Source organism: Kumtagia ephedrae (assembly GCF_003012745.1).
In the GTDB taxonomy this organism is placed as follows: Bacteria; Pseudomonadota; Alphaproteobacteria; order Rhizobiales; family Rhizobiaceae; genus Kumtagia; species Kumtagia ephedrae.
This window is the reverse complement of record NZ_PXYK01000037.1, coordinates 40,603-52,424: the sequence shown is the minus strand read 5'-3', so window position 1 is coordinate 52,424 and position 11,822 is coordinate 40,603. Positions and strand designations below refer to the sequence as shown.

Here is an 11,822-nt window from a genome sequence, read left to right as displayed (position 1 = left end):
CGTCCATGGCGTCGCGGATCGCCTCGATCATGGTTTTGCGGGGCATCAGAAAGCCTCCGCGCGAGGTGAAGAGACTGTTGCCATGTGTCGAGAGACGGCGCCTCTTCGCACCCCCCTCTGTCCTGCCGGACATCTCCCCCGCAAGGGGGGAGATCGGCTGTCATCGACGGCTTCGCCAATTGCCAGCGTTGCAGAACAAGCGCCGACAGGCGCGGCCAGCCAATCTCCCCCCTTGCGGGGGAGATGTCCGGCAGGACAGAGGGGGGTGCGAAGAGGCGCTGCCCTGCCCACGATTCCGCAAATGCCGACCATGCCCCTAAACTCCCGCCTGCTGGCGCTGGCGCCTCAGATGCGGCGGCATCTCGGCGTAGACGCCCTCGAACATGTCGCGCACCGACGGCTTTCCGCCCGCATGCAGCGTGCCGTGGCTTTCCGCCTCCTTCTGCGCCGATATCACCGCGTCCAGAATCTCGGCCTCCGCCTGCTTGTGGCGCTCCTCCGACCAGGCGCCGAGCTTGATCAGATGCGCCTTCAATCTCAGCACCGGATCGCCGAGCGGCCAGACGGACGACTCCTCCTTCGGCCGGTAGGCGGAAGGGTCGTCGGAGGTCGAATGCGCGCCGACGCGGTAGGTGACGTATTCGACCAGCGTCGGCCCGAGATTTTTGCGCGCCCGCTCCGTTGCCCATTTGGCGACCGCGTGCACGGCGAGATAGTCGTTGCCGTCGACGCGCAGCGCCGGGATGCCGAAACCCAGGCCGCGCGCGGCAAAAGTGCCGGAGCCGCCCCGCGCAATGCCCTGGAAGGTCGAGATCGCCCACTGATTGTTGACGATGTTGAGCACCACCGGTGCGCGGTAGGTCGAGGCGAACACCAGCGCGGCATGGAAATCGCTCTCGGCGGTCGAGCCGTCGCCGACCCATCCCACCGCGATCTTCGTGTCGTTGCGGATGGCAGACGCCATCGCCCAGCCGACCGCCTGGATGAACTGCGTGGCGAGATTGCCGGAGATCGAGAAGAAGCCGAAATCCTTGGCCGAATACATGATCGGCAGCTGCCGGCCCTTCAGCGGATCGCGCTCGTTGGAATAGATCTGGTTCATCATCTCGACCATCGGGTAGCCGCCGGCGATCAGCAGGCCGGCCTGGCGGTAGGTCGGGAAGTTCATGTCGCCGGGCGAAAGCGCCTTGCGGAAGGCGCAGCTCACCGCCTCCTCGCCCATGTGCTGCATGTAGAACGAGGTCTTGCCCTGGCGCTGCGCCATCTGCATGCGCGCGTCGAAGGTGCGCAGCGTCATCATGTGGCGCAGGCCTTCCAGCAGCTCGGCATCGGTCAGCGTGCCCGCCCACGGGCCGACCGCCTCGCCCTCGCGGTTGAGCACCCGGATGATCGAATAGGCGAGCTCGCGGATGTCCTTCGGGTCGACGTCGACTGGCGGCAGCGGCACGGAACCGGCCTTGGGGATGGGCACGTTGGAGAAATCGGGCGTGCCGCCGGGCCGGACCTCCGGCTCGGGCACATGCAGGCTGAGCGGCGCGCCTTGCGTCATAAACACATCCTCCCGCTGCGAACAGGCCGTAAGCCGCAGCCTGCCCCCAAAACGCCCGCAATTGCAACGCACCTCGCGCAATTGCGATTGCGCCGGGCGAGCGAGCCGTTATCTCATCGGGAGCGTAGTCGATGGCGGCCGAAAGTTCTTTGCGATGATGAGCTTGCACGAGCAATTTGCGGTCGGCGACGGCTTTCGGGAGTTTAGGGAAGTTACGCGCGCGCGCTCCCTCCCCCTCGAGGGGAGGGTGGCCGCGAAGCGGCCGGGTGGGGTCGCGGGCAAAGTGCTCGGCAGCAAAGGAACGTCGAGCACTGCCGCGGCAACCCCTCCCCGTCTCACCAACTCCACTTCGTTTCGTTGGTTCGCCACCCCTGCCCTCATGGGCAGGGCTATCGCATATGAGTTTACCCCCACCCCTAACCCCTCCCCACAAGGGGGAGGGGGACCGGCTGGCCTCTCCGCTATGTACCAACCGTCAACGGTTTCGCATGGCACGGCGGCCTCAAAATCCCCCTCCCCCTTGTGGGGAGGGGTAAGGGGTGGGGGTACGAAGCAGCGAAGTTCATCGCCGTTTGCCATATGCGATTGCCCGGCCCTCAAGGGGGAGGGTCGGCCGGCGGCTCCGCCCCGCCACTCCGTTGGACCGGGAGCCTCCACGTGAGCGCCCCCGGCACCGCCTCCTCCACCCGCGAGCGAGCCTCCTCGCAGCGCGGCTTCCTGCGCACGCTGCGCCTGTGGAGCGGGCTGGTGCTGTTCTTCTACGCCACCATGCACTTTCTGAACCACGCCTTCGGCATCCGCTCGCTGGAGGCGATGGAACGGGCGGGCAAGGTGCTGCTCGATCCGTGGCAGAGCGTACCAGGCCTCGTCCTGCTCTACGGCGCGATGATCGTCCACGCGGGGCTCGGGCTCAGGGCGCTCTACCGCCGCCGGCACCTGCGCATCCCCGCGACCGACGCCGTGCAGATCGCGCTCGGCCTGGCGATCCCGCTGCTGCTGATGGCGCATGCCGCCGCCATCCGCACCGCCGAGATCGTCTACGGCGCGCAAATCGACTTCGACCGGGTGGTCTACCAGCTCTGGGTGGCCAGCGAGTTCGGCCTGCCCAGGCAGTTGCTGCTGATGCTGGTGGTGTGGGTGCATGGCTGCATCGGCGTGCGCGCCTGGCTGCGCAGCAAGAGCTGGTATCCGCGTGCCGTACCGCTGCTGGCGGCGCTCGCCACGCTGGTGCCGGCGCTGGCACTGCTGGGTTTCGTCAATGCCGGGCTCGACATGCGCGAGCTGGCGGCGGCCGGCGGGATGGCGCTGCCGCCAGGCGTCTCCGATCCCCCGGGCAGCCCGCAGGCCGCGGCGACGGCGGCGGTGAACCGCGCCGTGGACTGGATGACTGTCGCCTATGTCGCGCTGGTCGCCGGCGTATTCGCGGCACGCGCTATCCGCGACTGGCACGCCGCGCGGTTCCGGGCGGTGCGGCTCACCTATCCCGGCGGCCGCGTCGTAACCGTACCTGTCGGCTTCAGCGTGCTGGAGGCGAGCCGCTGGGCCGGCATTCCGCACGCTTCCGTCTGCGGCGGCCGCGGCCGCTGCTCGACCTGCCGCGTCGACGTGGTGGCCGGCGGCGACACGCTGTCGCCGCCGACGCCGGAGGAGGCCCGGCTCCTGTCGCGCATCGGCGCGCCGTCCTCGGTGCGGCTCGCCTGCCAGATCCGCCCGGAGAGCGACGTCGCCGTGGTGCCGCTGGTGCATTCGGCCGCACCCGCAAGACCGCGCGAGGGCGGCCTCGGCGGCGGCGCGGGAGGGCGCCGCGAGACCGAGGTGGCGGCACTGTTCGTCGACCTGCGCCAGTCGACGCAGCTCGCCGACGACCGCCTGCCCTACGACACGCTGTTCATCGTCGAGCGCTACATCAAGACCGTCGCCGCGGCGGTGCGCGACTGCGGCGGCCATGTCATCAACATCGCCGGCGACGGCGTGATGAGCGTGTTCGGCACCGACGGCCCCGCCCACAACGCCGCGCGCGACGCCTTCCGCGCCGCGCTGAAGCTGTGGGAAGACATCGACGCGCTCAGCGATGACCTGCGGATGGAGCTCAGCGAACCGCTGCGCGTCGGCATCGGCCTGCATGTCGGCGTCGCCGTGGTCGGCATCGAATGGGCCGGCGGGCTGGAGGGCACCCCCTTCCTCGGCGACACCGGCAACGTCGCGGCGCGCCTGGAGGCGCAGACCAAGCGGCTCGACGCCACGCTGGTGGCTTCGAAGGAGGCGGTGCTGCTGGTGGCCGACGACGGCGACCTGCCCGACTTCTCCGCCGTCATGCTGCCCGGCAAGCAGGAGCCGGTGGAGGCGGCGAGTTTCAGGGAGAGCGGGGAGTTGCGGGCGCTGCTCAAGGAGCGGGCGGCGGTTGGATAAGGTCCGCATTGGCGGGAGGTCATCTTCCAACTTGGAGCGTCGAGCTCTTTCGCACCCCCCTCTGTCCTGCCGGACATCTCCCCCGCAAGGGGGGAGATTGGCCGGCCGCTTTGCTTTCGCCAATCTCCAACGCCGCAGAATGCGGGCGGACAGCGAAGCTGCCAATCTCCCCCCTTGCGGGGGAGATGTCCGGCAGGACAGAGGGGGGTGCGAAAGAGCGCGACGCGACCTGGCGACAACAAAAAAGCGGAGCAAATTGCCCCGCTTTTGAGATGATCCGTCAGCCGACGGCTTACGCCGGCAGGATCGCCCCCTCCAGCGTGGTGAGCTGCTGCAGGAATTCTTCAGCCTTGGTACGCGAGGCGTGGTCCTTGGCGTCGGCAAGGTCCTCGCGCGCCTCCTGGATGCGGCGGGCGATGTCGGCCTTGTCGATGTCCTTCACCGGCACCGCCGATTCCGCAAGCAGCGTGCAGCCGGAGGGCAGGATGTCGGCGAAGCCGCCGAACACGACGTAGCGCTCCGGCGAACCGGAGACCGGGTTCACGGTAACCACGCCGGGCTTGATGGTCGACATCACCGGCGCGTGGTTGGCCATGACGGTCATCTCGCCTTCGGTGCCCGGGATGACGACGGATTCGACGTCCTCCGAAACCAGAAGGCGTTCGGGGGAAACGAGTTCGAATTTGAATGCTTCAGCCATGGCAAATTAGCGAATAGCGAATAGCGAATAGCGAATAAAGTTCGCACTCGGCTGCCGCTTAGATCTCTATTCGCTACTCCCTATTCGCTATTCGCTCAGATCACGCCGCTTCCGCCGCCAGCCGCTGCGCCTTCTCGACCGCCTCCTCGATGGAGCCGACCATGTAGAAGGCGGCTTCCGGCAGGTGGTCGTATTCGCCGTTCACCAGGCCCTTGAAGCCCTTGATGGTGTCGGCGAGGTCGACCAGCTTGCCCGGCGCGCCGGTGAACACCTCGGCCACGAAGAAGGGCTGCGACAGGAAGCGCTCGATCTTGCGGGCGCGCGCCACCGTCAGCTTGTCCTCTTCCGACAGCTCGTCCATGCCCAGGATGGCGATGATGTCCTGCAGCGACTTGTAGCGCTGCAAGGTCTGCTGCACCTGGCGGGCGACCTGGTAGTGCTCCTCGCCGACGACCATCGGGTCGAGCATGCGCGAGGTCGAGTCGAGCGGGTCGACCGCCGGGTAGATGCCCTTCTCGGCGATGGCGCGGTTGAGCACGGTCGTCGCGTCGAGGTGGGCGAAGGAGGTCGCCGGCGCCGGGTCGGTCAGGTCGTCGGCGGGCACGTAGATGGCCTGCACCGAGGTGATCGAGCCGGTCGTGGTGGTGGTGATGCGCTCCTGCAGGGCGCCCATGTCGGTGGCGAGCGTCGGCTGGTAGCCCACGGCCGAAGGAATGCGGCCGAGCAGCGCCGACACTTCCGAACCCGCCTGGGTGAAGCGGAAGATGTTGTCGACGAAGAACAGCACGTCCTGGCCCTGGTCGCGGAAGTACTCGGCGACGGTGAGGCCGGTCAGGCCGACGCGGGCACGCGCACCCGGCGGCTCGTTCATCTGGCCGTAGACCAGCGCTGCCTTCGAGCCCTCGCCGCCGCCCTTCTTGTTGACGCCGGACTCGATGAACTCGTGATAGAGGTCGTTGCCCTCGCGGGTGCGCTCACCGACGCCGGCGAACACCGAGAAGCCGCCATGAGCCTTGGCGACGTTGTTGATCAGTTCCTGGATCAGCACGGTCTTGCCGACGCCGGCGCCGCCGAACAGGCCGATCTTGCCGCCCTTGGCGTAGGGCGCCAGCAGGTCGAGCACCTTGATGCCGGTGATCAGGATCTGTGCCTCGGTCGACTGGTCGACATATTCCGGGGCCGGCTGGTGGATGGCGCGGAATTCGGTCGCCTTGACCGGGCCGGCCTCGTCGACCGGCTCGCCGATGACGTTGATGATGCGGCCGAGCATTTCCGGGCCGACCGGCACCGAGATCGGGCCGCCGGTGTCGGCGACGGGCTGGCCGCGCACCAGGCCTTCGGTCGAATCCATGGCGATGCAGCGCACCGTGTTCTCGCCGAGATGCTGGGCGACCTCGAGCACGAGGCGGTTGCCGACATTGTCGGTCTCCAGCGCGTTCAGGATCGCCGGCAGGCTGTCCTCGAACTGCACGTCGACGACGGCGCCGATGACCTGACGCACCTTGCCGGTCGCGCCGTTTGCGGCCGTCACCGGCGTCCTCGCCTTCACCGGCGCGGCCGGAGCGGCCTTCGCCGGAGCCTTGGTCGCCGCGGCCTTGGCCGGGGCCGCCTTCGCTGCGGCAGCCTTTGCCGGGGCCTTGGCCGCGGCCGGTGCCTTGGGGGTCGCTGCTTTCGCCATTTTCGTTACCCTTTTCGTTCGATTGTGTCGCGTCGGCCCGCCGTCACGCGGCGGCCGCGGCTAGAGCGCCTCGGCGCCCGAGATGATCTCGATGAGTTCCTTGGTGATCTGCGCCTGGCGCTGACGGTTGTAGGTGATCGACAATTTGTTGATCATGTCGCCGGCATTGCGCGTGGCACTGTCCATCGCGCTCATCTTGGCGCCCATCTCGCCGGCCGCGTTCTCCAGCAGCGCGCGAAAAATCTGCACCGCGATGTTGCGCGGGATCAGGTCGGAGAGGATCTCGCCCGGCTCTGGCTCGTATTCGTAGACAGCGCCGGCATCGCCCTCGCCATTGCCGCTGGCCACGGCGGCGGGGATGAGCTGCTGCGCTGTCGGGATCTGCGAGATCACTGACTTGAACTGCGAATAGAACAGCGTCGCGACGTCGAACTGGCCTTCGTCGAAGAGCTGGATCACCTTGCGGGCGATGGCGTCGGCATTGCCGAAGCCCAGCGTCTTGACCTCGCGCAGGTCGACGCGATCGATGATCAGATTGCCGTAGTCGCGGCGCAGGATGTCGAAACCCTTCTTGCCGACGCAGATGATCTTCACCTGCTTGCCGGCCGCCAGCAGCTTGCGGATGTGGTCGCGGGCGAAACGCGCGATCTGGCTGTTGAAGCCGCCGCACAGGCCGCGCTCGGCCGTGCAGACGACGAGCAGGTGCACGTCGTCCTTGCCGGTGCCGGTCATCAGCGCCGGCGCATCGCCGCCGCCGCCCACCGCCTGGGTGATGTTGGCCAGCACCGCCGCCATGCGCTGCGAATAGGGCCGGGCCGCCTCCGCCGCTTCCTGGGCGCGGCGCAGCTTCGCCGCGGCGACCATCTGCATCGCCTTGGTGATCTTCTGCGTCGCCTTAACCGAGGCGATGCGGTTGCGTAGGTCCTTTAGCGAAGGCATGTCGCCCGTCCGTCCCCGTCAGTCTCAGGCGAAGGTCTTGGCGAAGGCGTCGATCTGCGCCTTCAGCCTGCCGCGCAGGTCATCCGACAGCGCCTTCTCCTTGCGGATGGCGTCGAGCACGTCCTTGCCGTCCGAGCGCATGTGGGCGAGCAGGCCCTGCTCGAACTTGCCGACCTGGGCGACCGCGAGCTTGTCGAGATAGCCATTGACGCCGGCGAAGATCACCGCGACCTGCTCTTCCGTCTTCAGCGGCGAGAACTGCGGCTGCTTCAGGAGCTCGGTCAGGCGGGCGCCGCGGTTGAGCAGGCGCTGCGTGGCGGCGTCGAGGTCGGAGCCGAATTGCGCGAACGCGGCCATCTCGCGATACTGCGCGAGCTCGCCCTTGATCGAGCCGGCGACCTGCTTCATCGCCTTGACCTGGGCGGCCGAGCCGACGCGCGACACCGACAGGCCGACGTTCACGGCGGGGCGGATGCCCTGGAAGAACAGATTGGTCTCGAGGAAGATCTGGCCGTCGGTGATCGAGATGACGTTGGTCGGGATGTAGGCCGAGACGTCGTTGGCCTGCGTCTCGATGACCGGCAGCGCGGTCAGCGAGCCGTTGCCTTCCTCGTCGTTGAGCTTGGCGGCGCGCTCCAGCAGGCGCGAGTGCAGGTAGAACACGTCGCCCGGATAGGCTTCGCGGCCCGGCGGGCGGCGCAGCAGCAGCGACATCTGGCGGTAGGCCACGGCCTGCTTCGAAAGATCGTCATAACCGATCAGCGCATGCTGGCCGTTGTCGCGGAAATACTCGCCCATGGTGCAAGCGGTGAACGGCGCCAGGAACTGCATCGGCGCCGGGTCCGAAGCGGTGGCGGCGACGATGATCGAATATTCAAGGGCACCGCGCTCTTCCAGCACCTTCACGAACTGCGCGACGGTCGAGCGCTTCTGGCCGATGGCGACGTAGACGCAGTAGAGCTTCTCGCTCTCGGGGCCGCTCTGGTGGACCGCCTTCTGGTTCAGGATGGTGTCGAGGATGATGGCGGTCTTGCCGGTCTGGCGGTCGCCGATCACCAGCTCGCGCTGGCCGCGGCCGACCGGGATGAGCGCGTCGATGGCCTTGAGGCCGGTCGACATCGGCTCGTGCACCGACTTTCTGGGGATGATGCCGGGCGCCTTGACGTCGACGCGGCGGCGCTCGGTCGCCTTGATCGGACCCTTGCCGTCGATCGGGTTGCCGAGCGCGTCGACGACGCGGCCGAGCAGCGCCGGACCGACCGGCGCGTCGACGATGGCGCCGGTGCGCTTGACGGTGTCGCCTTCCTTGATGTCGCGGTCGGCGCCGAAGATGACGACGCCGACATTGTCGGCTTCGAGGTTGAGCGCCATGCCGCGGATGCCGCCAGGGAACTCGACCATCTCGCCGGCCTGGACGTTGTCGAGACCGTAGACGCGGGCGATGCCGTCGCCGACCGACAGAACCTGACCGACCTCGGAGACCTCGGCCTCCTTGCCGAAATTCTTGATCTGGTCCTTAAGGATTGCGGAAATTTCCGCGGCGCGGATGTCCATCAGCCGACCTCTTTCAGTGCAAGCTTGAGCGAATTGAGTTTTGTTCTGAGCGACGTGTCGATCTGGCGCGAGCCGAGCCTGACGACGAGACCGCCGAGCAGCGACGGATCGACCGTCACGGAAATGGCGACGTCCTTGCCGGCCACGCCCTTGAGCGCCGCCTTGAGTTCCGTCTGCTGCGCCGCCGTGAGCGCATGCGCCGAGGTGACCTCGGCGGCGACCTCGCCGCGCGCCTCGGCGGCGATGCGGCGGAACGCCTTGATCATCGACGGCACCGCGAACAGGCGGCGGTTTTTGGCGACGACCTTGAGGAAGTTGCCGACGAGGCCGGTGATGCCCGCCTTGGCGAGGATCGCCGAGATCGCCTTGAACTGGTCGTCGGCCGAGAACACCGGGCTCTTGATCAGCCGATCGAGATCCTCGCTGCCGGCCAGCAGCGCCTCGAAGCGGCCGAGATCGGCCTCCACCTTGTCGACGGACTTCGCCTCGGCGGCGAGATCATGCAAGGAAGCGGCGTAGCGTTCGGCAACCCCTGAGACTGGCGAGCTGGACTTTGCCACGGGCGGTCTTTTCTCTTGGTCTGAAAGGCCGCGGGATTATCGGCGCGAGTCTGGGCGACTCTGGCTAAACCTTTGGCCTTGCTGCAATTTTGTCGTCGGCTGGTCTGCGCAGGACGCGTCCCCCCGGTCGACAGCCGCCCGCCGTCTAGCATACGCCTACGATGACCGCAACACGTTGCCGGACAAGCTTTTGAACAGATTGTCGCAGCCGCGGAAAAGCGCCGGCGATTCAGGACACCAGGCCGAAGGCGAAGGCGAGCGGCAGCACCGCCAGCACCGCTTCGACGATGAGCGAGACCCAGTTGTAGAGCGTATTGCCGCGGTCCGACAGCATCGACACGATGCGGCCGAAGGCGGTGAACAGCCAGGACAGGCCGAGCGTCATGTAGACGAAGGGCTGGGCGAGCAGCAGCGCGCAAAGGCCGACGCCGAGATAGAAGCCGGCCATGGTGGCGCGCGACTGCGACACCGCCTCCGGATGGGCCTCGGTGGTCTGCAGGCGCAGGATGCGCAGGGCGATGCGCGGCGCGAAGAACATCAGCAGGCCGAACAGCACGGTGACCGCGGCGCTCGTCCACGCCAGCCACTCGCCGTTGGTCGTCGGCCACGGAAATCCCAGCTCCATCCCGTCCCCTCGCGGCTGCATCTGATTCCGCGCGGATAGTAGTTGCGCGGGTCGCAAAGGGAAACGGGGTGTCGGCCAATTATCAGCGGTCCGGAGGTCAGCCGCACGATGATTGTTCAGCAACGGCTCTGCCTCGGGTGCGATGTTTCAGAGCAGATGGAACAGGATAGGCACGAGGCCTGCATCCTTCAGGTACTCGATCGCCTCGATGGCCGGAAAGGCGAGGAGAAAGAGCAGTCCGTCGAGGAAGGTGCGCCTGAGCGCAACCGGCGAGAAGGCGACTTCCCCGGCTTCGCGATAGATCGAGGGCTTGGGCCAGAACAGCGGCGTCTCCCGTACATACTCGCGGTATCGGTCACCGAACAGCGCTTCGAGATGCCGCGCCTCCCTGCCGGCAGTCGCGACGAGCACCAGATAGACGGCGAGGCCAAGGACCAGCGTCAGCACCAGCGACCCGACGAACACCCCGATGCCGATCGCGCCGATCGTGGAAAAGAAGTAGAGCGGGTTGCGGGTCATCGAGTAGGGGCCGGTCGTCACCAGCTCCCGGTTCTTCTTCGAGCCGATGTAGAGGATGCTCCACATCCGGCCGGCGATGCAGATGAGAACGAGTGCCACACCGATCTGCTCGAGCGTATCGTTGCCGTCGCCGGAGAACGCGGGATGCATGGTGGCGAGAGGCGCGGCAAGCAGCAGGACTCCCGCCTGAAGAATCCTGATGCGTAATCTCTGGTTGGCGGGCTGGTACTGCATGCGGGCATCCGATCAGGTGATGATTTTCGCTGATCAGCCGGCTTTGGAGCTTTTTTGCGGCGCAGCAATCGCCTTGCTGGAACGCGAACGCATTTCGCAGGACCGGAACGGAGAAGCGTGGCCATCGCAGCGGCGGCAATGGCAAATCCGCGGCCCCGATCCGCCGCTCCGGAAACGCTAAGGCAAATCGCCGCCGTCTATGCCGATGACGTGGCCGCTGACGTAGGAGCTGGCGTCGCTGGCCAGGAACAGCACGAGCGACGCGACCTCCGCCGGGGTGCCGACGCGGCCGGCGGGATAGGGCGCGATGAGCTGCTCGGTGGTGACGTTCCAGTCCCGGCGGACCCGTTCCAGCATCGGCGTCTCGATGGCGCCCGGCGCGATTGCGTTGATGCGGACGTCCTTTCCATACTCCTGCGCCGCCGAGCGCGTCATGTGGATCACCGCGGCCTTGGAGGCGCCATAGGCCAAAATGTTCGGCAGGGCATGCCGCCCGCCGATCGAGGCCATGTTGATCATCGAGCCCTTCGAGCGGACGAGATGCGGCAGTTCGTACTTCATCGACAGGAAGACGCCACGCAGGTTGGTCGCGATCTGGTCGTCGAAGCCGTCGACGGCGGTGTCCTCGATGCGGGCCGGCGGCAGGTCGATGCCGGCATTGTTGAAGGCGATGTCGAGGCGGCCGAAACGTGCGACGGCGTCGCCGACGAACCGCTCCGTCTGCGCCGCGTCGCGCACGTCCGATCTGAGGTAGACGACGTCGCCGCCGGCGGCCCGCACCTCCGCTTCCACCTTGGCGCCGAGCGCCTCGCGCCGACCGTTGAAGGCGACTTTTGCACCGGCCGCAGCTAGGGCCGCGACGGTGGCGGCGCCGATGCCGGAGGTGGCGCCCGTGACGATGGCGACCTTGCCGGCGAGGGCGCCGGCCGGTTGCGCAGCCGCCGTCGCAGTGCCCGCCGCCGCGCCGGCCGCCACGAGGCCGGCCAGGACACCACGGCGCGGGATCGATATCGCTTTGTCCGACGAAACCAGCATGGTCATCTTTCCTTCTCCCT

General features: G+C 67.3%; 10 protein-coding genes. 1 reads left to right on the top strand and 9 read right to left on the bottom strand.

Features of this window, described 5'->3' with window-relative positions; all coding sequences use genetic code 11:
- Positions 1–316 precede the first annotated feature (316 nt).
- Positions 317–1,549: a 3-methyl-2-oxobutanoate dehydrogenase (2-methylpropanoyl-transferring) subunit alpha gene (locus C7I84_RS26540; RefSeq protein ID WP_106775233.1), complete on the bottom strand. Its 1,233-nt coding sequence runs from the start codon at positions 1,547–1,549 to the stop codon at positions 317–319.
- 657 nt (positions 1,550–2,206) lie between these two features.
- Here C7I84_RS26540 and C7I84_RS26530 point away from each other — a divergent pair.
- Positions 2,207–3,958, top strand: coding sequence for an adenylate/guanylate cyclase domain-containing protein (locus C7I84_RS26530; RefSeq protein ID WP_165816236.1), 1,752 nt, complete (start codon positions 2,207–2,209; stop codon positions 3,956–3,958).
- A 292-nt stretch (positions 3,959–4,250) separates the two neighbouring features.
- Here the strand turns inward: C7I84_RS26530 and C7I84_RS26520 are convergent, their stop codons facing one another.
- The 8 genes from C7I84_RS26520 to C7I84_RS26485 all read right to left on the bottom strand — a co-directional run bounded on the left by C7I84_RS26520 (position 4,251) and on the right by C7I84_RS26485 (position 11,808).
- A complete protein-coding gene (locus C7I84_RS26520; RefSeq protein WP_106775230.1) occupies positions 4,251–4,658 on the bottom strand; it encodes a F0F1 ATP synthase subunit epsilon in 408 nt (135 codons plus the stop codon).
- Between the two features lie 100 nt (positions 4,659–4,758).
- Positions 4,759–6,336: a F0F1 ATP synthase subunit beta gene (gene atpD / locus C7I84_RS26515; protein WP_165816235.1), complete on the bottom strand. Its 1,578-nt coding sequence runs from the start codon at positions 6,334–6,336 to the stop codon at positions 4,759–4,761.
- Between the two features lie 60 nt (positions 6,337–6,396).
- Positions 6,397–7,275 (bottom strand): F0F1 ATP synthase subunit gamma, encoded by an 879-nt coding sequence (locus C7I84_RS26510; protein WP_106775229.1) that lies wholly within the window; start codon positions 7,273–7,275, stop codon positions 6,397–6,399.
- A gap of 24 nt (positions 7,276–7,299) precedes the next feature.
- Positions 7,300–8,829, bottom strand: a complete 1,530-nt coding sequence (atpA, locus tag C7I84_RS26505; protein WP_106775228.1) for a F0F1 ATP synthase subunit alpha — start codon at positions 8,827–8,829, stop codon at positions 7,300–7,302.
- Positions 8,829–9,389, bottom strand: a complete 561-nt coding sequence (locus tag C7I84_RS26500) for a F0F1 ATP synthase subunit delta (RefSeq protein ID WP_106775227.1) — start codon at positions 9,387–9,389, stop codon at positions 8,829–8,831. Before C7I84_RS26500 ends, atpA begins: the two co-directional genes overlap by 1 nt.
- Positions 9,390–9,618: 229 nt before the next feature.
- On the bottom strand, positions 9,619–10,014 hold the full coding sequence (locus C7I84_RS26495) for an AGROH133_08824 family phage infection protein (RefSeq protein ID WP_106775226.1): 396 nt from the start codon (positions 10,012–10,014) through the stop codon (positions 9,619–9,621).
- Between the two features lie 147 nt (positions 10,015–10,161).
- A complete protein-coding gene (locus tag C7I84_RS26490; RefSeq protein WP_106775225.1) occupies positions 10,162–10,767 on the bottom strand; it encodes a methyltransferase family protein in 606 nt (201 codons plus the stop codon).
- 177 nt (positions 10,768–10,944) lie between these two features.
- Complete coding sequence (locus C7I84_RS26485; RefSeq protein ID WP_165816234.1) at positions 10,945–11,808, bottom strand: SDR family NAD(P)-dependent oxidoreductase; 864 nt, start codon at positions 11,806–11,808, stop codon at positions 10,945–10,947.
- Between the last annotated feature and the right edge of the window lie 14 nt (positions 11,809–11,822).

Excerpts from the sequence above, each read along its gene's own strand:
- C7I84_RS26495 (WP_106775226.1), bottom strand. The coding sequence starts at position 10,014 with ATGGAGCTGGGATTTCCGTGGCCGACGACCAACGGCGAGTGGCTGGCG.
- C7I84_RS26520 (WP_106775230.1), bottom strand. The coding sequence starts at position 4,658 with ATGGCTGAAGCATTCAAATTCGAACTCGTTTCCCCCGAACGCCTTCTG.
- atpA (WP_106775228.1), bottom strand. The coding sequence starts at position 8,829 with ATGGACATCCGCGCCGCGGAAATTTCCGCAATCCTTAAGGACCAGATC.
- atpD (WP_165816235.1), bottom strand. The coding sequence starts at position 6,336 with ATGGCGAAAGCAGCGACCCCCAAGGCACCGGCCGCGGCCAAGGCCCCG.
- C7I84_RS26540 (WP_106775233.1), bottom strand. The coding sequence starts at position 1,549 with ATGACGCAAGGCGCGCCGCTCAGCCTGCATGTGCCCGAGCCGGAGGTC.
- C7I84_RS26485 (WP_165816234.1), bottom strand. The coding sequence starts at position 11,808 with ATGACCATGCTGGTTTCGTCGGACAAAGCGATATCGATCCCGCGCCGT.
- C7I84_RS26490 (WP_106775225.1), bottom strand. The coding sequence starts at position 10,767 with ATGCAGTACCAGCCCGCCAACCAGAGATTACGCATCAGGATTCTTCAG.
- C7I84_RS26510 (WP_106775229.1), bottom strand. The coding sequence starts at position 7,275 with ATGCCTTCGCTAAAGGACCTACGCAACCGCATCGCCTCGGTTAAGGCG.